21 protein-coding genes and 1 tRNA gene are annotated in these 23,579 nt (G+C 62.7%); 3 read left to right on the plus strand and 19 right to left on the minus strand.

Annotated elements, in window-relative coordinates; translation table 11 throughout:
- The 15 genes from nuoH to OKW44_RS21940 form a co-directional block, all read right to left on the minus strand.
- Positions 1-1,065 (minus strand): NADH-quinone oxidoreductase subunit NuoH, encoded by a 1,065-nt coding sequence (gene nuoH, locus OKW44_RS21870; RefSeq protein WP_018420018.1) that lies wholly within the window; start codon positions 1,063-1,065, stop codon positions 1-3.
- Positions 1,066-3,399 carry an NADH-quinone oxidoreductase subunit NuoG gene (gene nuoG, locus OKW44_RS21875; protein ID WP_018420017.1) on the minus strand — a complete coding sequence of 778 codons (2,334 nt, stop codon included), beginning with the start codon at positions 3,397-3,399 and terminating at the stop codon, positions 1,066-1,068. It lies immediately after the preceding gene.
- A 142-nt stretch (positions 3,400-3,541) separates the two neighbouring features.
- Positions 3,542-4,867 carry an NADH-quinone oxidoreductase subunit NuoF gene (gene nuoF / locus OKW44_RS21880; protein ID WP_018420016.1) on the minus strand — a complete coding sequence of 442 codons (1,326 nt, stop codon included), beginning with the start codon at positions 4,865-4,867 and terminating at the stop codon, positions 3,542-3,544.
- Complete coding sequence (gene nuoE, locus OKW44_RS21885; RefSeq protein WP_018420015.1) at positions 4,864-5,349, minus strand: NADH-quinone oxidoreductase subunit NuoE; 486 nt, start codon at positions 5,347-5,349, stop codon at positions 4,864-4,866. Before nuoE ends, nuoF begins: the two co-directional genes overlap by 4 nt.
- A 133-nt stretch (positions 5,350-5,482) precedes the next feature.
- The gene (locus OKW44_RS21890) at positions 5,483-6,736 is read right to left on the minus strand and encodes an NADH-quinone oxidoreductase subunit D (protein ID WP_018420014.1); all 1,254 of its coding nucleotides are present in this window, start codon (positions 6,734-6,736) and stop codon (positions 5,483-5,485) included.
- A 9-nt stretch (positions 6,737-6,745) separates the two neighbouring features.
- The gene (locus tag OKW44_RS21895; protein ID WP_018420013.1) at positions 6,746-7,348 is read right to left on the minus strand and encodes an NADH-quinone oxidoreductase subunit C; all 603 of its coding nucleotides are present in this window, start codon (positions 7,346-7,348) and stop codon (positions 6,746-6,748) included.
- Between the two features lie 19 nt (positions 7,349-7,367).
- Entirely contained in the window at positions 7,368-7,847 is a 480-nt protein-coding gene (locus OKW44_RS21900; protein ID WP_006052903.1) for a NuoB/complex I 20 kDa subunit family protein, read from the minus strand.
- A gap of 62 nt (positions 7,848-7,909) precedes the next feature.
- A complete protein-coding gene (locus OKW44_RS21905) occupies positions 7,910-8,269 on the minus strand; it encodes an NADH-quinone oxidoreductase subunit A (protein WP_018420012.1) in 360 nt (119 codons plus the stop codon).
- 158 nt (positions 8,270-8,427) lie between these two features.
- Positions 8,428-8,512: transfer RNA gene (locus OKW44_RS21910), tRNA-Leu, on the minus strand.
- A 112-nt stretch (positions 8,513-8,624) separates the two neighbouring features.
- A complete protein-coding gene (secG, locus tag OKW44_RS21915) occupies positions 8,625-9,002 on the minus strand; it encodes a preprotein translocase subunit SecG (RefSeq protein ID WP_018420011.1) in 378 nt (125 codons plus the stop codon).
- An 82-nt stretch (positions 9,003-9,084) separates the two neighbouring features.
- On the minus strand, positions 9,085-9,861 hold the full coding sequence (gene tpiA, locus OKW44_RS21920; RefSeq protein WP_035470478.1) for a triose-phosphate isomerase: 777 nt from the start codon (positions 9,859-9,861) through the stop codon (positions 9,085-9,087).
- Between the two features lie 167 nt (positions 9,862-10,028).
- A complete protein-coding gene (locus OKW44_RS21925; RefSeq protein WP_026225702.1) occupies positions 10,029-11,045 on the minus strand; it encodes an NAD(P)H-quinone oxidoreductase in 1,017 nt (338 codons plus the stop codon).
- A 150-nt stretch (positions 11,046-11,195) separates the two neighbouring features.
- A complete protein-coding gene (gene pnp, locus OKW44_RS21930) occupies positions 11,196-13,331 on the minus strand; it encodes a polyribonucleotide nucleotidyltransferase (RefSeq protein WP_026225701.1) in 2,136 nt (711 codons plus the stop codon).
- A 345-nt stretch (positions 13,332-13,676) separates the two neighbouring features.
- A complete protein-coding gene (gene rpsO, locus OKW44_RS21935) occupies positions 13,677-13,949 on the minus strand; it encodes a 30S ribosomal protein S15 (protein ID WP_008920609.1) in 273 nt (90 codons plus the stop codon).
- A 204-nt stretch (positions 13,950-14,153) separates the two neighbouring features.
- On the minus strand, positions 14,154-15,578 hold the full coding sequence (locus OKW44_RS21940; RefSeq protein ID WP_018420007.1) for a branched-chain amino acid ABC transporter substrate-binding protein: 1,425 nt from the start codon (positions 15,576-15,578) through the stop codon (positions 14,154-14,156).
- A 188-nt stretch (positions 15,579-15,766) separates the two neighbouring features.
- Between OKW44_RS21940 and OKW44_RS21945 the strand changes: the two genes are divergently transcribed.
- From OKW44_RS21945 to OKW44_RS21955, 3 genes are all read left to right on the plus strand, one after another.
- The gene (locus OKW44_RS21945) at positions 15,767-16,318 is read left to right on the plus strand and encodes a hypothetical protein (protein WP_018420006.1); all 552 of its coding nucleotides are present in this window, start codon (positions 15,767-15,769) and stop codon (positions 16,316-16,318) included.
- 226 nt (positions 16,319-16,544) lie between these two features.
- Positions 16,545-17,180, plus strand: a complete 636-nt coding sequence (locus OKW44_RS21950) for a carbonic anhydrase (protein WP_018420005.1) — start codon at positions 16,545-16,547, stop codon at positions 17,178-17,180.
- Positions 17,181-17,223: 43 nt separating this feature from the next.
- A complete protein-coding gene (locus OKW44_RS21955) occupies positions 17,224-18,786 on the plus strand; it encodes a SulP family inorganic anion transporter (protein WP_018420004.1) in 1,563 nt (520 codons plus the stop codon).
- Between the two features lie 126 nt (positions 18,787-18,912).
- Here OKW44_RS21955 and OKW44_RS21960 read toward each other — a convergent pair whose 3' ends face one another.
- The 4 genes from OKW44_RS21960 to ilvC all read right to left on the minus strand — a co-directional run bounded on the left by OKW44_RS21960 (position 18,913) and on the right by ilvC (position 23,514).
- A complete protein-coding gene (locus OKW44_RS21960) occupies positions 18,913-20,460 on the minus strand; it encodes a 2-isopropylmalate synthase (RefSeq protein WP_018420003.1) in 1,548 nt (515 codons plus the stop codon).
- Positions 20,461-20,828: 368 nt separating this feature from the next.
- Positions 20,829-21,701, minus strand: coding sequence for a CDP-diacylglycerol--serine O-phosphatidyltransferase (pssA, locus tag OKW44_RS21965; RefSeq protein ID WP_018420002.1), 873 nt, complete (start codon positions 21,699-21,701; stop codon positions 20,829-20,831).
- A 24-nt stretch (positions 21,702-21,725) separates the two neighbouring features.
- The gene (locus OKW44_RS21970; protein ID WP_018420001.1) at positions 21,726-22,364 is read right to left on the minus strand and encodes a phosphatidylserine decarboxylase; all 639 of its coding nucleotides are present in this window, start codon (positions 22,362-22,364) and stop codon (positions 21,726-21,728) included.
- Between the two features lie 133 nt (positions 22,365-22,497).
- Positions 22,498-23,514: a ketol-acid reductoisomerase gene (gene ilvC, locus OKW44_RS21975; RefSeq protein WP_008920617.1), complete on the minus strand. Its 1,017-nt coding sequence runs from the start codon at positions 23,512-23,514 to the stop codon at positions 22,498-22,500.
- Positions 23,515-23,579: the final 65 nt, after the last annotated feature.

The raw sequence follows: 23,579 nt of genomic DNA on the forward strand, positions 1-23,579 counted from the left end.
TTATTTCCAGATGTTCAACGGCGACATGATCCAGAAGCCGACCACCACGAGCCACACCACGCAGACCGGAATGAAAACCTTCCAGCCGAGACGCATGATCTGGTCATAGCGATAGCGCGGGAACGTAGCACGCGCCCAGATGAACACCGACAACAGGAAGAAAACCTTGGCGACGAGCCAGACGATGCCCGGGATGAACGACAGGAACCCGAACGGGGCGCTCCAGCCGCCGAGGAACAGTGTTGCAGCCAATGCCGAGATCACGATCATGTTGATGTACTCGGCGAGGAAGAACAGCGCGAACGCCATACCCGAGTAATCGATCATGTGGCCCGCGACGATTTCCGATTCGCCCTCCACCACGTCGAACGGGTGGCGGTTCGTTTCGGCGATGCCCGAGATGAAGTACACGACGAACATCGGCAGCAGTGGCAGCCAGTTCCAGGAGAGGAAGTTCAGGCCGTGCGAGGCGAAGAAGCCCTGCTCCTGCGAGCCGACGATGCCAGACAGGTTCAGCGTGCCGGCCGTCATCAGCACGACCACCAGCGCAAAGCCCATCGAGATTTCGTACGAGACCATCTGCGCGGCGGCGCGCATCGCGCCGAGGAACGCGTACTTCGAGTTCGACGCCCAGCCGGCCAGAATCACGCCATACACGCCGATCGACGAGATCGCCATCGCGTATAGCAGACCCGCGTTGATGTCACCGAGCACCGCGCCCGCCTGGAAAGGAATCACCGCCCAGACCGCGAAGGCCGGCACCACCACCATGATCGGCGCGATCACGTAGATCCAGCGGCTTGCCTGGGCCGGCTGGATCACTTCCTTCAGCAACAGTTTCAGCACGTCGGCGATCGGCTGCAAGAGCCCGGCGGGACCGACGCGGTTCGGACCGAGACGCACATGCATCCAGCCGATCAGCTTGCGCTCCCACAGGATCAGGTAAGCGACGCACAGCAGGATCGCGACGGCCACCACCAGGATGCGCACGAGCGCCCACACCGTAGGCCATGCCACACCGAGAAGTTGGGCGCCGCCCGAGTTGATCGTATCGAACAAGCTCATTTACGCCTTCTCCACCACCAGTTCACCGAACAGGCTGCCCAGCGCTGCACCGGCAGGCGTAGCCGCCGATACGCGGACGACCGTCTCCGCAAGATTCGCGTCGCGCACGGCCGGCAACTGCACCGCTTGCTCGCCCTGACGAACGCGCACCGCGTCGCCCTCTTTCAAACCCAGTTTGTCGAACAACGCAGCCGGCAGGCCGACCGAATTCGCCGTACGGGCCGCCACGGTCAGATGCAGCGACTCCGCGCGACGCACGAGCGCATCGGCATGATAGATCGGCACGTTCGCGAGACGCTCGAACTTGCCTTCCGCCGCCTTCGCGGCCTGGCCGCGCGTCACCGCGACGCCGGTCCGGTTCGACAGACGCGAACTCAGTTCGCCGTCGCCGAGCGCGGCCGCGCGCACTTCTTCGACCGTGTCGTATTCGAAGCCCGACGCGCCGAGCAGGCTGCCCAGCACGCGCAACACCTTCCACGCGGGACGCGTGTCGCCGAGCGGACGCACGACGCCGTTAAACGCCTGCACCGTACCTTCAGCGTTGACGAACGCGCCGCCCGTTTCCGTGAACGGCGCGATCGGCAGCAGCACGTCGGCATAGTCGGCGCCGGCCTGGAACGGCGACATCACGACGACCATCTCGGCCTGCTTCAGCGCGGCGAGCGCCTGCGCCGGATTGGCCGTGTCGAATTCCGGCTCGAGATTCAACAGCAGATAGCCCTTGCGCGGCTGCTCGAACACTTCGCGCGCGTTCAGACCGCCTTCGCCCGGCAGCGCGTTCACAAGGTGCGCGCCGACCGTATTGGCCGCTTCGGTCAGGAAACCGAGCGTTGCACCGGTTGCCTCGGCAATCCATTGCGCCGCGGCGTGGATCGCCGCGAAGTCCGGATGACGAACCGCTTCGTTACCAAGCAGCACGACGCGGCGCTCGCCGGTAGTCAGCGATTTCGCTATCTGCTTGTGCGCGTCCGTCGGCTGCGTGCCCGCGAATGCTTCCGGCAGCGCAACGCCCTTCGCTTCGCCCACCGCGCCGGCGATGCCTGCCAACACCTCGAGCCATGCCGACGGCGCCGCGACCACGCGTTGCGCCTGAGGGATCATCGCGTCGTCGTTGGTGGCCTGGAGCAGCGTAAGTGCCGAACCGCCTCGTGCGACCTGGCGCAAACGCGCGGCGAACAGCGGATGGTCACGGCGCAGATCCGAGCCGATCACGAGCGCCGCATCGACGTTCGACAGATCGGCGATCGTGCCGCCGAGCCACGGCGCGCCACTAACGGGCGCCGAGAAATCCGACTGACGCAGACGGAAGTCGACGTTCGGCGTGCCGACCGCTTGCCCGATCTGCTTCAACAGGAACAGTTCTTCCACGGTGCTGTGCGCGCTCGACAGCGCGGCAAGGGCGTTCGCACCGTGGTCACTCTTGATGCCCTTCAGACCCTTGACCACGTATTCGAGCGCGGTCTGCCAGTCGGTTTCGACCCACTGGCCGCCTTGCTTGAGCATCGGTTTGGTAAGACGCTCGGGGCTGTTCACGCCTTCGTACGAGAAGCGGTCCTTGTCCGAGATCCAGCACTCGTTGATCGCTTCGTTTTCGAACGGCAAAACGCGCATCACGCGATTGTTTTTCACCTGCACGATGAGGTTCGCGCCGACGGAATCGTGCGGGCTCACCGACTTGCGACGCGACAGCTCCCATGTACGGGCGCTGTAGCGGAACGGCTTGCTCGTAAGCGCGCCGACCGGGCACAGATCGATCATATTGCCCGACAGCTCGGAGTCGACCGTCTTGCCGACGAACGACGTGATTTCCGCATGCTCGCCGCGGCCCAGCATGCCGAGTTCCATCACGCCGGCGATTTCCTGGCCGAAGCGAACGCAACGCGTGCAGTGAATGCAGCGCGACATCTCTTCCATCGAGATCAGCGGACCCACGTTCTTGTGGAACACCACGCGCTTTTCTTCGCTATAGCGCGACGACGACTTGCCGTAACCAACGGCCAGATCTTGCAACTGGCATTCGCCGCCCTGGTCGCAGATCGGGCAGTCGAGCGGATGGTTGATCAGCAGGAATTCCATCACGGCTTGCTGGCCCTTCACCGCCTTGTCCGACTTGGTGCGCACGATCATGCCGGCCGACACCGGGGTCGCGCACGCGGGCACGGCCTTCGGCATCTTCTCGACATCGACCAGACACATCCGGCAGTTGGCCGCAATCGACAGCTTCTTGTGATAGCAGAAGTGAGGAATGTAGGTGTCGACCTTATGCGCAGCCTGAATCACCATGCTGCCTTCAGGCACCTCGACTTTCTTGCCGTCTATTTCCAGTTCAACCATGATGGTCAATCTTCCTTAACCTGTTACCGCTCAATCGTTCGCCTGTTCATCGCCCGCTTCGGGCGATGAATCCTGCGGTTGAGGTGTTCGTCTGGTAGTTATCCGTCAGCCGAACCTGTCGGGCCGGCTCAGGCAGCCACCGTCACGCAGCCACTGTTTCGGGCGCCGCCGTGCTGGCATGACCGCCGACAAGGCAATGCTTGTGGGCGACGTGATATTCGAATTCGTCCCAGTAGTGCTTGAGCATGCCCCGAACCGGCATAGCGGCCGCATCGCCTAGCGCGCAGATCGTGCGGCCCATGATGTTTTCCGCGACGGAGTTCAGCAGATCCAGATCTTCCTGGCGACCGAGACCATGCTCGATACGATGCACGACGCGATACAGCCAGCCCGTGCCTTCACGGCAAGGCGTGCATTGACCGCACGACTCTTCGTAATAGAAGTAGGACAGGCGCAGCAGCGAGCGCACCATGCAGCGCGTCTCGTCCATCACGATCACCGCGCCCGAGCCGAGCATTGAGCCGGCCTTCGCGATCGAGTCGTAGTCCATGTCGGTCTGCATCATCATCTCGCCCGGAATCACCGGCGCCGACGAACCGCCAGGAATCACAGCCTTGATCTTCTTGCCGCCGCGCATGCCACCGGCGAGTTCCATCAGCGTCGCGAACGGCGTGCCGAGCGGAATTTCGTAATTTCCCGGACGCTCGACGTCACCCGACACCGAGAAAATCTTCGTGCCGCCGTTGTTCGGCTTGCCGATTTCAAGGTAATTCTGCGGGCCGATGGCGAGCAGGAACGGCACCGCCGCGAACGTTTCGGTGTTGTTGATCGTGGTCGGCTTGCCGTACACGCCAAAGCTCGCTGGGAATGGCGGCTTGAAGCGCGGCTGACCCTTCTTGCCCTCGATCGATTCGAGCAGCGCGGTTTCTTCGCCACAGATGTACGCGCCGTAACCGTGATGCGCATGTAGCTGAAACGAGAAGCCAGAGCCCATGATGTTGTCGCCGAGGAAGCCGGCGCGGCGAGCTTCTTCCAACGCTTCTTCGAAGCGCTTATAGACTTCCCAGATTTCGCCGTGAATATAGTTGTAGCCGACCGTGATGCCCATCGCGTACGCGCCGATCACCATACCTTCGATCAGCGAATGCGGATTGAAGCGCAGAATGTCGCGGTCCTTGAACGTACCCGGCTCGCCCTCGTCCGAATTACAGACGAGGTACTTCTGGCCCGGGAACTGACGCGGCATGAAGCTCCACTTCAGACCAGTCGGGAAGCCCGCGCCGCCGCGGCCGCGCAGACCCGACGCCTTGACGTCGGCGATCACCTGCTCGGGCGCGATCTTTTCTTCCAGGATGCGGCGCAGCTGGGCGTAACCGCCGCGAGCCACATAGTCTTCGAGATGCCAGTTGTCGCCGTTCAATCCGGCGAGAATCAGCGGTTTGATGTGACGATCGTGTAAAGACGTCATTTCGAAAGTTCCTCGAGCAGCTGGTCGATCTTCTCGCGGCTCATGAAGCTGCACATGCGTTGGTTGTTCACCAGCATCACCGGCGCGTCGCCGCACGAACCCATGCACTCACCCTCTTTCAGCGTGAATTTGCCATCGGGCGTGGTTTCGCCGAAGTCGATGCCGAGCTTCTGCTTCAGGTATTCAGCGGCGCTTTCGGAACCGCCGTCCGGGCCGAGCTGGCACGGCAGGTTCGTACAGAGCGTGATCTTGAACTTGCCGACTCGCGAGGTCTCATACATCGTGTAGAAGGTCGCTACCTCCTGCACGGCGATTGCCGGCATGCCGAGATAATCCGCGACGAACTGCATGAGTTCGGGCGACAGCCAGCCATGCTCCGTTTGAGCAGTGGCCAACGCCGACATCACGGCGGACTGTTTCTGATCCGCGGGGTACTTTGCGACCGCACGATCGATTTCTTTCAGGCCTTCAGCTGAGATCATTTTCAGACACGACTCTTTCAATTCCTACCGAACGAAAACCTGTCGCTCAAGTCATACTGCGACAGACCCGGCGTTCCTTTGCTTGACCCGCGTGGCGGTGCGACGACCGCAGACGCGCGTCGATGAATACATCCTAGCGATCCACTTCGCCGAACACGATGTCCTGCGTGCCGATGATCGTCACGGCGTCGGCGATCATGTGGCCGCGCGCCATTTCGTCGAGCGCGGACAGGTGCGCATAGCCCGGGGCGCGGATCTTCAAACGATACGGCTTGTTGGCGCCGTCCGAGATCAGATAGATGCCGAACTCGCCCTTCGGATGTTCGACTGCGGCGTACGCCTCGCCTTCGGGCACATGGAAGCCTTCGGTGAACAGCTTGAAGTGGTGGATCAGATCTTCCATGTTCGACTTCATGCCGACGCGCGACGGCGGCGCAACCTTGTGATTGTCCGTCATCACCGGGCCCCGATTTTTGCGCAGCCACTCAATGCACTGTTTCGCGATACGCGTGGACTGGCGCATTTCTTCGACGCGCACCAGATAGCGGTCATAGCAGTCGCCATTCACGCCGACCGGAATGTCGAAGTCGAGCTTGTCATAAACCTCATATGGCTGCTTCTTGCGCAGATCCCACTCGATGCCCGAGCCACGCAGCATCGCGCCGGTCATGCCGAGCTGCAGCGCGCGCTCCGGGCTGACCACGCCGATACCAACCAGACGCTGCTTCCAGATCCGGTTGTCGGTGAGCAGCGTTTCGTATTCGTCGACGCACTTCGGGAAGCGCGTAAAGAAGTCGTCGATGAAGTCGAGCAGCGAACCCTGACGGTTTTCGTTCATCTTCGACAACGCCTTCGCATTGCGAATCTTCGACGCCTTGTATTGCGGCATTGCGTCAGGCAGATCGCGATAGACGCCGCCCGGACGATAGTAGGCCGCGTGCATGCGCGCGCCCGACACCGCCTCGTACACGTCCATCAGGTCTTCGCGCTCGCGGAACGCATACAGGAACACCGCCATCGCACCGACGTCGAGCGCGTGCGAGCCAATCCACATCAGGTGATTCAACACGCGCGTGACTTCGTCGAACAGCACACGAATGTATTGCGCGCGCAGCGGCACGTCGATGCCGAGCAGCTTTTCAATGGCGAGCACGTAGCCGTGCTCGTTGGCCATCATCGACACGTAGTCGAGACGGTCCATGTACGGCACCGACTGGATGAACGTCTTGCTTTCGGCGAGCTTTTCAGTCGCGCGATGCAGCAGACCGATGTGCGGATCGGCGCGTTGGATCACTTCGCCGTCGAGTTCGAGCACGAGACGCAACACACCGTGCGCTGCCGGGTGCTGCGGACCAAAGTTGAGCGTGTAGTTTTTGATCTCTGCCATGACGTTCTCTTAGTGTTTCAGACCGCCATAGTGATCCTCGCGGATCACGCGCGGCGTGATTTCCCGCGGCTCGATCGTCACCGGCTGATAAACGACGCGCTTTTCTTCCGGGTCGTAACGCATCTCGACGTAGCCGGAGACCGGGAAATCCTTGCGGAACGGATGACCGATGAAACCGTAGTCGGTCAGAATGCGGCGCAGGTCCGGGTGACCTTCGAAGACGATGCCGTACAGGTCGAACGCTTCGCGCTCGTACCAGTTGACCGAATTCCAGATATCGACGACGGACGGCAGGATCGGCATGTCGTCGTCAGGCGCGAACACGCGCAGACGCAGACGCCAGTTGTTTTGTACCGACAGCAGATGCAGCACTGCCGCAAAACGCGGGCCGTCGTAAGCCCCTTCGGCATAGGTCTGATAATCGACGCCGCACAGGTCGACACACTGCTCGAAACCGAGCGAGCGATCGTCGCGCAGACGCTTTGCCACGTTGAGGTAGTCGCCGGCCTTGACGACGATCGTCAATTCACCGACCGACTCGGTCAGGCTCAACAGGAGGCCGCCAAAGGCCGCCTCGAGGTTCGCTTTCAGGGTCTCGAGTTTGCTTGCCATATTGTGGGAGGCGTTGGCCTTATTGACGGGCGATGGTGTTGGTGCGGCGAATCTTGGCTTGCAGCTGGATCACGCCATATACCAGCGCTTCCGCGGTGGGCGGACAACCCGGCACGTACACGTCGACCGGGACGATCCGGTCGCAGCCGCGCACCACCGAGTACGAGTAGTGATAATAGCCACCGCCGTTCGCGCATGAGCCCATCGAGATCACCCACCGCGGCTCCGCCATCTGGTCGTAAACCTTGCGCAGAGCGGGCGCCATCTTGTTGCACAGCGTGCCGGCGACGATCATCACGTCCGACTGACGCGGACTCGGACGAAACACCACGCCGAAACGGTCGAGATCATAACGGGCAGCGCCCGCATGCATCATCTCGACCGCGCAGCACGCAAGACCGAACGTCATCGGCCACAGCGAGCCGGTGCGCGTCCAGTTGATCAGTTTGTCCGCCGTAGTGGTGACAAACCCTTCTTTCAAGACCCCTTCGATACTCATTTGCTTTCCACTCCAGACGGGGCGGCAAGCCTGGCCACCCACGCAAACCGGCGATTAATCCATCATTCCCAGTCGAGGCCGCCCTTCTTCCAGATGTAGGCAAAGCCAAGCAGGAACTCGAGCAGGAAAATCATCATCGCCGTGAACCCAGCCCAGCCGATGTCACGCAACGCAACGCCCCACGGGAACAGGAACGCGGTCTCAAGGTCGAAAATGATGAAGAGAATGGCGACGAGGTAGTAGCGCACGTCGAATTTCATGCGCGCATCTTCGAATGCTTCGAAGCCGCACTCGTACGGTGCGTTTTTCTCGGTGTCGGGCTTGTTGGGACCGAGGAGCTTGCCAATACTGACCAGTGCTACGCCTAAACCGGTGCCCACAATAAGGAACAGCAATACGGGGAAATAGGCTGCGAGGTTCAAGACAATCCTCAATCGGTTGGTTCTGAGTGCCGTCAGGAGCATAGCACCCCTGACGCGAAATCACTTCCTCAACGCGCATGACGCAAGCCGTACAGCCATACGCCAGAAGCGAAAATGCCAGCCGAAGCGAAGCAAACGGCTGGCATTTAGATAACATTTGGTGCCGACGGCGAGACTCGAACTCGCACAGCTTTCGCCACTACCCCCTCAAGATAGCGTGTCTACCAATTTCACCACGTCGGCACTATATGCAATCCGGGAAAACAACTTGTAAAACCCGCGAATCGCTTCAAGCTTTGAATTGTAACTTGTTTAAGCGGATTGTTCAACGCACAAGACCACGTCCGCCGAAAATTTATTTCGGCACACCCGTCGCCGGAACCGACGCAGGCGCTGCAGGCGCTGCCGCCGCCGGGGCCGAGCCCGCAGCCGGCGCAGAAGCCGCGACCGGCGCAGTAGCTGCCGCGCCCAGCACGCCTGCCGACGGCTTCACGTGATACGCACCAAGGTAAGTGAGTGCCAGTGTCGTGGCAAAGAACAGCGCTGCGAGCACTGCCGTGGTACGCGACAGAAAGTTCGCCGAACCTGTCGCACCGAACAAGCTACCCGACGCGCCGCTGCCGAAAGCCGCGCCCATATCGGCACCTTTGCCGTGCTGCAGCAACACAAGTCCGATGACCCCGAACGCCGACAACAACTGAACGACGATAATCAATGTTTTCAAATACAGCATCACACCCACCTGAGTCTTTATTTAACCGCGCCGCACACTGTGTGTTGCGCGAAATGGAGCCATCCTCGCCGCGACGCCCAGCCTAACCAGCCACGCTGGTCGCGGCGGCCGCCTTGCAGATCGCAAGGAAATCCTGATCTTTCAACGACGCGCCGCCGATCAGGCCGCCGTCGATATCGAGCTGACGGAACAGTTCTTCCGCGTTGTCCGGCTTAACGCTGCCACCGTATAGCAACGGCACATCCGCCGCACCCTTGGCCGTGAGACGTGCGCGCAGGAATCCATGCACGGCCTGCGCCTGTGCCGCCGATGCGCTCTTGCCGGTGCCAATTGCCCACACCGGCTCATACGCGACGACGAGGCGAGCCGCTTCCTGAGCCGACAGCTTCGCGAGCACCTCGTCGAGCTGACCGCCGACGACCTGCTCGGTCCAACCAGCTTCGCGTTCTTCGAGCGTTTCGCCGACGCACACGATCGGCGTCAAACCCGCCTCGAGCACACGCTGCGCTTTCACCGCGACCAGTTCGGCGCTTTCGCGGTGATACGCGCGGCGCTCCGAGTGCCCGACGATCGCAAACGTGGCGCCGAAGTCCGTCACCATCGGCGCAGCCACTTCGCCGGTATAGGCGCCATGCGTGAACGCGGACACGTCCTGCACGCCCCACACGATCGGGCTGCCTTCGAGCAACGACTGAGTCTGCCCGAGATAGAGGCTCGGCACGCATACACCGACGCGCACGTCGGGCGGCAGTTCACTGGCGCCCTGTGCCACTGCCTGCAACAACGCGGCGTTCGCGGCGAGCCGCCCATGCATCTTCCAGTTACCGACTACCAGTTTGGCTCGTTGTTGATTCGACATCGTCTCGTATTGTCCTGTCTTGCCAGTCCGGCCTACTCTGCCGGCGGACTTCGCTCGCGCCTCGCTGCAGTTTGTTCCTGCGCTCGCGGCCCGCCCGTCGGATTGATCCGGCGCGCGCAAAACGCGCAATTTTACTGCGTGGGATGGATCGGGTCAAACCGATGATGTCAAGCCTCCTGACCCCACGTCAACACGATCTTGCCGACGTGCGTGCCGCTTTCCATCAGCGCATGCGCCTCGGCAGCCTGGGCGGCCGGAAACACGCGATGCACGACCGGCTTGATGCGCCCAGCTTCGAGATGCGGCCACACGCGCTCCTTCAGTTGCGCGGCGATCTGCGCCTTGAACTCGATCGGCCGTGGTCGCAGCGTCGAACCGGTAACCGTCAGACGGCGGCGCAACACTTCGTTCAGGTTCAGCTCCGCCTTCGCGCCGCCGAGCAGCGCAATTAGTACGATACGGCCACCGTCGGCGAGAGCCGACAATTCGCGCGGCACGTAGCTGCCTGCCACCATGTCGAGGATCACGTCCACGCCGCGATCGTTGGTCAGCGACTTGATGACTTCGACGAAATCTTCAGTCCTGTAGTTGATCGCGCGTTCGGCGCCGAGCGCTTCGCACGCGCGGCACTTTTCGTCCGAGCCCGCGGTCGCGAACACACGGAAGCCGAGCGCATGCGCAATCTGGATCGCCGTCACGCCGATGCCGCTCGAACCACCCTGCACGAGCAGCGTTTCATTCGCACCGCCCTCGCCCTGGCCGAGCTGCGCGCGATTGAAGACGTTGCTCCACACCGTGAAAAACGTCTCAGGCAGCGAAGCCGCTTCGATATCCGACAACCCCGCCGGCACGGGCAGGCATTGCAGCAGTGGCGCAGTCGCAAATTCCGCGTAGCCGCCGCCCGCGAGCAGCGCACACACGCGATCGCCGATCTTCAGACCGAACGGGTTGTTCTTCGCGTCGATCGTGCCACCGACGATCTCGCCCGCCACCTCCAGCCCCGGCAGATCCGACGCTCCCGGCGGCGGCGCATAGCCGCCCTTGCGCTGAAACACGTCCGGACGATTGATGCCGGATGCCGCCACCTTGATCAGCACCTCGCCAGTCTTGAGCTGCGGCGTCGGACGCTCCGCCAGCTTGAGGACTTCCGGCGCACCGAATTCAGTGATTTCGATCGCTTTCATCTGCGTCAACTCCAAGATTGGATTGCGTTACCTACCCGTTGCTGCCGTCTGCCGTAGCGCCGCGCTGCGATTCGAATGCGCAACGCAATCCATCCTGCATGAAAAACGGCCGGCGCGCATGACACGGCCGGCCGTTTGTCCGCTACCGCCTTACTGCGGCGTCGGCTCGCCTTGCTCCGCGTCGTTCAGCAATGCCTTCGCCGACAGACGCACACGACCCTTCTCGTCCGTCTGGATGACCTTGACCTTCACCTGCTGGCCATCCTTCAGATAGTCGTTGATGTCCTTGATGCGCTCGTTCGCGATCTCGGAGATATGCAGCAGACCATCCTTACCCGGCAGGATGTTCACGATCGCGCCGAAGTCGAGCAGCTTGAGCACGGTGCCTTCGTACACCTGGCCCACTTCGACTTCCATCGTGATCGCTTCGATACGACGCTTCGCTTCGGCCATGCCTTCGCTGTTCGTGCTCGCGATCGTGACGACGCCGTCGTCGGAAATGTCGATCGTCGTGCCGGTTTCTTCGGTGAGCGCGCGGATCACCGAGCCGCCCTTGCCGATCACGTCGCGAATTTTTTCCGGGTTGATCTTGATCGTGATCATGCGCGGTGCGAACTCCGACAGTTGGGTGTTCGCGCCAGCCACGGCCGAGGTCATCTTGCCGAGGATGTGCATGCGGCCTTCCTTCGCCTGCGCGAGCGCGACCTGCATGATTTCCTTCGTGATGCCCTGAATCTTGATGTCCATCTGCAGCGCGGTCACGCCTTGTTCCGTACCCGCGACCTTGAAGTCCATGTCGCCGAGATGATCTTCGTCGCCGAGAATGTCGGTCAAGACCGCGAAGCGATTACCTTCGAGGATCAGGCCCATCGCGATACCGGCGACGTGCGCCTTCATCGGCACGCCGGCGTCCATCAGCGCGAGGCAGCCGCCGCACACCGAAGCCATCGACGACGAACCGTTCGACTCGGTGATTTCCGACACGACGCGGATCGAGTAGCCGAATTCGTCGGCGCTCGGCAGGCACGCGACGAGCGCGCGTTTGGCGAGACGGCCGTGACCGATTTCACGGCGCTTCGGCGAACCGACGCGACCTGTTTCGCCGGTCGCGAACGGAGGCATGTTGTAGTGGAGCATGAAGCGTTCGCGATACTCGCCTTCGAGCGCGTCGATATTTTGCTCGTCGCCCTTCGTGCCGAGCGTCGCGACCACCATCGCCTGCGTCTCGCCGCGCGTGAACAGCGCCGAGCCGTGGGTACGCGGCAGCACGCCGGTGCGGATTTCGATCGGACGCACTGTGCGCGTGTCGCGCCCGTCGATACGCGGCTCGCCGTTCAGGATCTGCGTCCGGACGATCTTCGCTTCGATGTCGAACAGCACGTTTCCGACCGATGCCTTGTCGGCCGCCACGGTGCCCGCTGCCGCCGCTTCTTCCTCGAGCCTTGCCGAGGTCGCCGCGTAGACTTCCTTCAGCTTGGTCGAGCGAGCCTGCTTGTCGCGGATCTGGTACGCGGCGAGCAGTTCCGCTTGCGCAAATTCGGTCACGCGCGCGATCAGCGCTTCGTTCTTCGCGGCCGGCTGCCAGTCCCACTCGGGCTTGCCGCCTTCGCGGACCAGTTCGTGGATCGCGTCGATCGCGGTCTGCATCTGTTCATGACCGAACACGACGGCACCGAGCATCACTTCTTCGCTCAATTGCTGCGCTTCCGATTCGACCATCAGCACCGCGCGTTCCGTGCCGGCGACGACGAGGTCGAGCGCCGATTCCTTCATCTGCGGACGCGTCGGGTTCAGCACGTATTCGTTGTTGATGTAGGCCACGCGCGCCGCGCCGACCGGGCCGTTGAACGGCAGACCGGACACCGCGAGCGCCGCCGAGGCGCCGATCAGCGCAGGGATGTCGGCGGGGATTTCCGGATTCAGCGACAGCACGTGAATCACGACCTGCACTTCGTTGTAGAAGCCTTCCGGGAAGAGCGGACGCAGCGGACGGTCGATCAGGCGCGAGATCAGCGTCTCGCCTTCCGACGGACGGCCTTCGCGGCGGAAGAAGCCGCCCGGGATCTTGCCGGCGGCGTAGGTCTTTTCGATGTAATCGACGGTGAGCGGGAAGAAGTCCTGGCCCGGCTTCGCGGTCTTCGCGCCGACCACGGTGGCGAGCACCACGGTATCTTCGACGTCGACGATCACCGCGCCGCCCGCCTGGCGAGCGATTTCACCGGTTTCGAGGCGAACGTTGTGCTGCCCCCACTTAAACTCTTTGACGATCTTATTGAACATAGTCATTGCTTTTCCTCATCGTAATGCCGCGCGGACCGGAGCGGCGCGGCAACGCCAAGCCGGCGCCGCATGGGAAGAGTCGTGCTATGCCATTCCAGAGAGTCACGTGCTGCGACTGCGCGCGAACCGCTGGAATGACACAAAACTCCGCCCTGAAGCCCGGCCTTGTTTCCTGTTACTGCTTCTTCTACTGCTGTTCTGCTACTCCTACTGCGCTTGCCCGTAGACGCCGCGCGAACCGGCATACGCCGAGGATCACAGGCGCTGCGCGTTACACGAAGCGCGCCGCGCAAAAACAAAATGCCTGTATCAGCGAAACTGACACAGGCATCTTGCTGAACGACTGGCCGATTACTTACGCAGACCCAGCTTCTCGATCAGGCTGCGGTAACGATCCGCGTCCTTACCCTTCAGGTAGTCGAGCAACTTGCGACGGCGGCTCACCATGCGCAGCAGACCGCGGCGGCTGTGGTGATCCTTCGTGTGCTCCTTGAAGTGGGAGGTCAGTTCGTTGATACGGGTCGTGAGCAGCGCGACCTGAACTTCGGGGGAGCCGGTATCGTTGGCTGCGCGTGCGAATTGCGCGACGACTTCCGACTTCTTGCTTGCTTCAACTGCGGACATGTCAATTTCCTTGATAACTGGACAGGCGGTCACGGAAGAAAGGCCGTGCCGTGGGATACCCGTTTCACAATTTACTGAGTCCCGTTCGTGGCTGAATTAACTGAATCAGAACCCAGCCCAACAACGGGACGCGTATTGTAGCACAGCCGATTCCGGCCGCGAACCCCGGGCCAGCAAGGCGGATCGAGTGTCGCTCGCGGGCGCTCAGGGGCGCCGCATCCGGCAGACCGTCGGCAATAGTGTGCGCTCGGCTGGTAGCACCAGCACCGTGCGAAAGCCATAGCCCGACCCTTCGTTATCGAAATGCACGCCGGGTGTGCCGGCTTTGTCCATCTGCATCACGTAGAGGGGCTGGATCAGCTGATGGTCATCGGCGCGCATCCACGATGCATGAAGAGCGTTGTCGAAGCGGATGCCCTCGAGCGCTTTCGCGACCGCCGTCGGATCGGCGCTGCCGGCGCGGCTCATCGCGGCGGCGAGCGTTTCGATCATCAGTGGCATGCGCAGCACCGGATAGTCGTCCTGGGCGGCCGGAAAGCGCGCGCGGAATGCCGCATACCACGCGTCGGAGGCCGCGCCACCGACATTCGGATGCCACTCGGCCACCGCGATCACGCGACCCACGCCTGCTTCGCCAAGCGCGGCCGGCGCGCCGAGGCTGTTGCCGTAGAACGTGTAGAACTTCGTGTCGAGGCCCTGCTCGCGCGCCGCCTTCACGAGCAGCGTCAGGTCGTTGCCCCAGTTGCCGGTGATCACGGCGTCCGCGCCGCTCCCGCGGATCTTCGCGATGTACGGCGCGAAATCCTTCACGCGGCCGATCGGGTGAAATTCGTCGCCGACCACCGCGATGTCGGGACGCTTCGCCGCGAGCGTCGAACGCGCGAGGCTGCTCACGTCGTGTCCGAAGCTGTAATCCTGGTTCAGCAGGTACACCTTTTTCACCGCCTTGTCGCGCTCGATCACCTCGGCGAGCGCGGCCATCCGCATGCCGGCGTGCGCGTCGAAGCGGAAGTGCCAGAAGCTGCAGTCCGCGTTGGTGAGCGCGGGGTCGTCGGCGGAGTAGTTGAGGAACAGTTCGCGGTTGTCCGGCTCGCGGCTGTTCTGCTTCCCGATTGCGCCGATCAGCGCCGCGGCGACCGCCGAGCTATTGCCCTGCAGGATGTAGCCGATATGGCGATCCGCGGCCGCGCGCAATTGCGTCAGCGCTTCCTCCGTGCTGCCCTTGCTGTCGAGCACGACGAGTTCGAACGGATGTGCGCCGTCCGCGAGCTCCACGCCGCCGTGCACGTTGACCTGCTCGACACCGAAACGCAGATTGCGCTCGACCGCCGCGCCCGCGTTCGCGAACGGGCCGGACATGCCTTCGATCAGCGCGAGCTGGATTGGCTTGCCGGTGAATTTGCCGGCCGGCAGGCTCGCGGACTTGCTTGCGTGATTACCGGCCGGGCTTGTCGCCAGCGTGGCCGCGCGGCTCCCCGGCTTGCCGGTGGCCGGAACGGTCCCCTGCGCGGACGCCTGACTCGCGCCCGTCGACGCCGGATTCGCCGCCTCAGCCACGCCAACTCCCGCCGCCGCCATCGAAATCGCCGTCAGCGCAACCGCCGCCGCCCCTCGCCACATCGCCGTCATGGTTGTCCCGCCTGAATCTTCGAAGCCCGGATCATAGGATGACGCGCACGGAATAGGCAAGCCGGCGCATCCGTTGCCGTTTGGTGGCGACGCACGTTCAGGCAGCGCCGTTCTTTCGCCGCAGCACGTGTCAAAATAGTGCGTTTTCGATGATAAGAACCGCTATTCAAACGACATCGGAGGAATACATGCCGAACCGCCACCACCCCACGGCGGCTGCTATCACAGCCCCGGCCGGCGCCAGTCTGCGCCGCGCCGCGCTCGTTTGCCTGAGCGTGCTCGCGGTCGCCGGCTGCGCCCAGCCGTGGCAGCAGTATCAACCGGGAGCGGACGCATCGACGGTCATCGCGCGCCTCGGCCCGCCGCGCGAAACCTATGATCTGCCCGACGGCGGCAAGCGTCTGATGTGGCCGACCCAACCAATGGGCGAAACCACCACCGCCGCCGACATCGACGCGGCCGGCAAGATCATCAACATGCGCCAGGTGCTGCAGCCCAACGAGTTCTACCGCGCCGAGATCGGCAAATGGACGCGCGGCGACGTGCTGGTGAACTTCGGCCGCCCGGTCGAAACGTCGTACTTCCCGTTGATGAGGCGCGAAGTCTGGACCTATCGCTATCTCGAAGACAACGTCTGGTACATGTTGTACAACTTCTACTTCGATGACCAGGGCATCTTGCGCCTCACGCAGAAGACCCCCGACCCGCTGCACGACCCTGACCGCCGCAATCTGTTCTGAGCACTGAGCGCCCTCTTCGGAAGAAGCACCAAATCTCAAAAAAGCCGCCTTCCATAGGCGGCTTTTTTATTGCTTAAGCATAAAACAGAATTTTATCCTGCTTACGTCAATAATTTTGCGAAAGAAAGGTTATTGTAAACACCGTTCGGGCACCGGCTCGCAATCACGTGCAGACACGCTTTCGGTCCGGTGCCAGCTCAATTGCCTCTCATACGGAGTTGCTACGATGAACCGACCCAAACACCTGCTGGTCGCCAACGTCGCGTGGGCCCATGAAACCGCGACGCGTAATCCGGCATTTTTTCGCGACCTGATGCGCGGACAGAATCCGCACATTCTGTGGATCGGCTGCGCGGACAGCCGCGTGCCCGCCGAAACGATCACGCATTGCGAGCCCGGCGATCTGTTCGTCCATCGCAACATCGCCAACCTGTTTCATCCCGGCGACGACAACGTCGCGAGCGTCCTTGAATACGCAGTGCGGGTGCTCAAGGTCGGCCATGTGATCGTCTGCGGCCACTATGGCTGCGGCGGCGTGCGCGCCGCGCTGCTGCCGCCGGACCCCGCGCTTCCCCATGTGAACCGCCGTATCGCGCCGCTCTGCGCACTCGCCAAAACGCATCACTCGGAGCTGGACGGCGCGGCGACCGAGCCGGATCGCGTCAATCGCCTCGCCGAGCTGAACGTGCTCGAACAGGTGCGGCAGCTACGGGCGAGCCCGATCGTGCACGAGGCTGAGCCGGCGCCGCTCGTGCACGGCTGGATCTTTGCGCTCGACGACGGGCGCATCAAGGTTCTCACCTCCGGCTATACCGCCGACGACGCGATGACCTGCACGACCGCCGCGCACAGCGCGGCCTAGCGAAGCGCGTCGCCCATCGTCCCACCTCTCGCTCTTCGACACCATGGATAATCAAACCTCTTTTTCCGCGCTCCAGAGCGACGTGCTCGCCGGAACGGCCGTTTTTCTGGTGGCCTTGCCGCTATGCCTCGGCATTGCTCACGCATCGGGCGTCGACCCGTTTGCCGGACTGGTGTCCGGCATCATTGGCGGGCTCGTGGTTGCCGCGCTGAGCGGCTCGCGTCTGAGCGTGAGCGGCCCGGCCGCGGGCCTCGTCGTGATCGTCGTCGACGGCATCGCACGGCTTGGCGGCTTTTCCGCTTTCCTGCTGGCCGTACTGCTGTCGGGCGTCATCCAGTTCGCCTTCGGCATGCTCAAGGCCGGCCGGTTCGCCGCCTACGTGCCGTCGCCGGTGATCAAGGGGATGCTCGCCGCCATCGGCGTGCTGTTGATCCTCAAGCAGTTTCCCGTTGCGCTGGGGCTATCCGGCACCGCCGACTCCGTCCAGTCGGCGGCGGCGGTCGCAACGCCGCTCGGCCCAATCTCACTGACCGCCGCGCTGATCACACTGCTGTCGCTCGCGATCCTCGCCGGCTGGGAAACACGCGCGCTGCGCCGCTTCGCTGTCGTGCGCATCATGCCCGCGCCGCTCGCGGTGGTGCTGCTCGGCATCGGCGCGACGCTCACCCTCAATCTCGTCGCGCCATCGTTGGCACCGCCCGCCGAAGGGCGGGTCGCGTTGCCGTCGCTGGAATCGTTCGCGGCACTGCAGGCCGTGCTCGCGTCGGCCGACTTCGGCCCACGGTTCGCTCAGCTCATCAATCCCGACATATGGCGCGTTGCGATCACGATCGCTATCCTCGCAAGTCTCGAAACGCTACTGAGCCTCGAAGCGGTCGAACAAATCGATCCGGAGCGCCGCCGCGCGCCTCCCGATCGCGAGCTGAAGGCGCAGGGCGTGGGCAATCTGATCGCGGGTGCGATCGGCGGCCTGCCGATCACCGCGGTGATCGTGCGTAGTTCCGCGAACGTCCATGCCGGCGCAAAAAGCCGACTCTCGGCGATCGTTCACGGCGTGTTGCTTCTCGTTAGCGTGTTCGCGCTCACGAGCGTGATCAACCTGATCCCGCTCGCCTGCCTTGCCGCGATCCTGATCTTCACCGGGTTCAAACTCGCCAAGCCGTCGTTGTTCGCCGGGCTCGCGCGGCAGGGATTCGCGCCGTTCGCACCATTTATCGTGACAGTCGTCGGTGTGCTCGTCACCGATCTGCTGATCGGTATCGTGCTCGGCATCCTGTGCAGCATGCTGTTCGCGCTGCACGCAAACCTGCGCGGCCCGATCGTGCTCGCGCAGCATGGCGATCACTACCTGCTGTCGTTTCGCAAGGACGTGTCGTTTCTCGGCAAGGTGCCGCTCAAGCACTATCTGCAGCAGATTCCGGATGGCGCCACCGTCATCGTCGATGCGACACGCGCCGATTTCGTCGATCACGACGTGCGCGAACTGCTGGACGCGTTCGTCGCCGATGCGCCTCGCCGTGGGATTACCGTCGACGTCAGATTTCAAGTCCGCGAGCAGGCCCGCGCAACGCGCGGCTGGTCGCTGCGGCGCACGACGGCGGAGTAGTTTCGTCATATCGCGCCGCCGCAGCTGCGCGATGTCGGCAGAAAAAAGCCCCGTGTGCCGAGCACCACGGGGCTTCTCCTCCGATCCACACAAGCGATCGCGCGCTACCGGCGCGCCATGCTCGCGTTACTCCGAGCGCTGCGGATTCACCTTGTCCGCATTCGAATACAGCTTGTTGAGCGCCGAAAAATATGCCTTCGCGGATGCCGCGACGATATCCGGATCAGTGCCCGTGCCGTTGACGATGCGCCCGCTCTTCGACAACCGCACGGTCACTTCGCCCTGCGCCTGCGTGCCGGTCGTGATCGCGTTGACCGAGTACAGCAGCAGTTCGGAGCCGCTGCCCACTTCCGTTTCGATCGCGTTGAGGGTGGCGTCGACCGGTCCGTTGCCGCGCGCTTCGCCGGTGATCTCTTTACCCTCTACTGAGAACACGACCTTCGCGTGCGGCTGCTCGCCGGTTTCGGAATGCTGCGACATCGACAGAAACTTGTAGTGCTCCTTCTCGTGCGCTTCCGCCGATTCCTCGTTGACGATGGCGATGATGTCTTCGTCGAAGATCTCCGCCTTGCGATCGGCGAGTTCCTTGAAGCGCGCGAAGGCGGTGTTCAGTTCGGCTTCGCTGTCGAGCGCGATGCCAAGCTCCTGCAGACGCTGTTTGAACGCATTGCGGCCCGACAGCTTGCCGAGCACGATCTTGTTCGCGGCCCAACCCACGTCTTCCGCGCGCATGATTTCGTAGGTATCGCGCGCCTTCAGGACGCCATCCTGATGGATGCCCGACGCGTGCGCGAAAGCGTTCGCGCCGACCACGGCCTTGTTCGGCTGCACGACGAAGCCAGTGATCTGCGACACGAGCTTCGAGGCCGGCACGATCTGAGTCGTGTCGAGGCCGACGTCGAGTCCGAAGTAATCCTTGCGGGTCTTCACTGCCATCACGATTTCTTCGAGCGAGGTATTGCCCGCGCGCTCGCCGAGACCGTTGATCGTGCATTCGACCTGGCGCGCGCCGCCAATCTGCACGCCGGCGAGCGAATTCGCGACCGCCATGCCGAGGTCATTGTGGCAATGCACGGAGAACACCGCCTTGTGCGAGTTGGGAATGCGCTCGCGCAGCGTCTTCACGAGTTGGCCATAGAGTTCCGGCACGCCGTAGCCGACGGTGTCCGCGATGTTGATCGTGGTAGCGCCCTCGGCGATCACCGCTTCCAGCACGCGGCACAGGAAGTCCAAATCCGAGCGGCTGCCGTCTTCCGGCGAGAATTCGACGTCGTCGGTGAACTTGCGCGCAAAACGCACCGCAAGCCTGGCTTGCTCGAATACCTGTTCGGGCGTCATCCGCAGCTTCTTCTCCATGTGCAGTGGCGACGTCGCGATGAACGTGTGGATGCGGAAATGATCGGCCGGCTTCAGTGCGTCGGCGGCCTTCTGTATGTCCTTGTCGTTCGCGCGCGCAAGCGAGCAGATCGTGCTGTCCTTCACGAGGCCGGCGATCGTATGGATCGCATCGAAGTCGCCGTTCGAGCTGGCCGCGAAGCCCGCTTCGATCACGTCGACTTTCATCCGTTCGAGTTGCCTGGCGATGCGGATCTTCTCTTCCTTCGTCATCGACGCGCCGGGCGATTGCTCGCCGTCACGCAGCGTGGTGTCGAAAATGATCAGTTTGTCGGACATGTCGGGCCTCCTCGGGAGTCGTTCAGATATGGGACTTGGTTTTGGAAAGGGACGATGGGCGCCGCCGCTGGCAAGGTAGGGCGATCACGATGATCGCGGCCGGTGCGGACGGAACGCAAAAACGCATAAGGGCGTGAACGAAGCATGATGGCGCGGCGCAGCGAACGGCCTCGCCGACCCGGCAAAATCGGCCACGCCCACGCACTGATCCGACGACTATAGCGGCATTCCAGCTACCGCGCAATGCACACCGGGGCGGCCTGCGGCGCAGTCCGAAGCGACCTCGTAACGGCACCAACCAACGAAAAACGGCAGCCTGTGGGCCGCCGTTTTTCGTACATCGCTGCGACGCAGCGCTCGTCAAATCCTCAGCGGTCGTGCGACATCGAACGCGCCGGATTGGCCCGGCCGCGCACCGCCTGATACGCCCAGAACACGTAGCCGGACAGACCGTACAGCACGAACAGACCGAACAGCATCAGCGGCGGATCGGACGACACGAGCACGAAGGCGACCACCACCAGCAGGATCACGCCGAACGGCACGCGATGCCGTACGTCGAGCGCCTTGCCGCTATAGAACGGCGCGTTCGACACCATCGTTACCCCCGCGTAGATGGTCAGCACGAAGGCGACCCACGGCAGCCAGACGAGCTTCAGCGGCACGCGGTTGTCGGTGGCGAGCCACACGAAACCGGCGATCAGTGCCGCCGCGGCCGGGCTCGGCATGCCCTGGAAGAAACGCTTGTCGACCACGCCGATATTCGTGTTGAAACGCGCGAGCCGTAGCGCCGCGCCGGAACAATAGACGAACGCCGCGAGCCAGCCCCAACGGCCGAGATCCTTCAGGATCCACTCGTACATCACGAGCGCGGGCGCAACACCGAACGACACCATGTCCGACAGGCTATCGAACTGCTCGCCAAACGCGCTTTGCGTATGCGTCATGCGCGCGACGCGGCCGTCCATGCCATCGAGCACCATCGCGACGAAGATCGCGATCGCTGCGATCTCGAAGCGCACGTTCATCGCCTGCACGACGGCGAAGAAGCCGCAGAACAGCGCGGCCGTGGTGAACGCGTTCGGCAGCAGGTAGATGCCGCGTTTTCTGAGGAACTGCTGACGCTGCGCGCGCCGGCTGTCGGCGACCGGCGACTCCGTGACCACCGGCGGCTTGTTGCGACGAAACGGCCGCGGCAGCGGTCCACTGCTGCGGGGTCGACGCGGTTTGAATGCGGCCATTCGGACAACCTCCTGTATGCCGCTTTACAGCTCGGCGAGGATCGTGGACGACGCCGACACCTTCTCGCCGATCGACACGCGCGGACGGCTGCCCACCGGCAAATACACGTCGACGCGCGAACCGAAGCGGATGAATCCGTAACGCTGGCCGCGGGTCAGCGGCTCGCCTGCACGGACGTAGCAAAGAATCCGCCGCGCGATCAGCCCGGCAATCTGCACCGACGTGACCGTCTGGCCGCCGGCCATTTCGATCACGACCGCGTTGCGCTCGTTTTCGAGCGAGGCTTTATCGACCGCCGCGTTCAGATACGCGCCAGGAAAGTATTCGACCTTCGAGATTGCGCCGTCGACCGGCGAGCGCTGCGAGTGCACGTTGAATACGTTCATGAACACGCTGATCTTCAGCGCTTCGCGATTCGCATAAGGATCATGCGCGGTTTCTACCGCGACGATACGACCGTCGGCAGGACACAGCACCGCGTTGGCCTGCGTCGGAATCGGACGCGCTGGGTCGCGGAAAAACTGCACGATGAAGATCAGGATCAGCCAGAAGAGCCACGCAAAGCCGAACCCCGCGAAGGCGTGAACCAGTAATGCAACGACGGCCGCGATGGCGATGAACGGCCAGCCTTCTCGCGCGATGATCGGATGAGGGTAATTCATGGATGGCTTCTGTGTTTTTGTAAAACCGTAGGATAGCAAAAGCCGCCCAGGGTTCAGCACCCTTGGACGGCTTTTTGACTGGTCCGGGCCACCGCGCCGAAGCGCCGCGCCGGACCTCGTTACGTCGAAACGCCTAGTTCTTCGACTGGTCGACGAGCTTGTTCTTCGCGATCCAAGGCATCATCGCCCGCAGCTTCGAGCCAACCTGCTCGATCTGGTGCTCGGCCGTCAGACGGCGACGCGATTGCAGCGTCGGTGCGCCAGCCTTGTTCTCAATGATGAAGCTCTTCGCGTATTCGCCGGTCTGGATGTCGGTCAGCACGGCCTTCATCGCCTTCTTCGTTTCAGCGGTTACGATGCGCGGACCCGTCACGTACTCGCCGTACTCGGCGTTGTTCGAGATCGAGTAGTTCATGTTCGCGATGCCGCCTTCGTAGATCAGGTCGACGATCAGCTTCAGTTCGTGCAGGCACTCGAAGTACGCCATTTCCGGCGCGTAACCCGCCTCGACCAGCGTTTCGAAGCCGGCCTTGATCAGGTCGACGGTACCGCCGCACAGCACAGCCTGCTCGCCGAACAGGTCGGTTTCGGTTTCTTCACGGAAGTTCGTTTCGATGATGCCGGCACGGCCGCCGCCGTTAGCCGCTGCGTACGACAGCGCGATGTCGCGCGCCGCACCCGACTTGTCCTGCGCAACCGCGATCAGATGCGGCACGCCGCCACCTTGCGAGTAGGTGCCGCGAACCGTGTGGCCCGGCGCCTTCGGCGCGATCATGATGACATCGAGGTCGGCACGCGGGATCACCTGGCCGTAGTGAACGTTGAAGCCGTGCGCGAACGCGAGCGCTGCGCCCTGCTTGATGTTTGCGTGGACTTCCTTCGCGTACACGTCGGCGATCTGCTCGTCCGGCAGCAGCATCATGACGACGTCCGCGCCCTTCACCGCTTCCGCGACTTCCTTGACTTGCAGGCCGGCGTTTTCAGCCTTGCTCCACGATGCGCCGCCCTTGCGCAGACCGACCGTGATGTTCACGCCGCTTTCCTTCAGGTTCAGCGCGTGCGCATGGCCTTGCGAGCCATAGCCGATGATGGTGACCTGCTTGCCCTTGATGAGGGAAAGATCGGCGTCCTTGTCGTAGAAAACTTTCATGTCGGTTCCTTGGCTAGATTCGATGATTCAGAGAAATTCAGGTACTGCGAATGTTGGTGTTGGCA

The organism is Paraburkholderia lebeckiae, from assembly GCF_050436325.1.
Classification (GTDB): Bacteria; Pseudomonadota; Gammaproteobacteria; order Burkholderiales; family Burkholderiaceae; genus Paraburkholderia; species Paraburkholderia tuberum.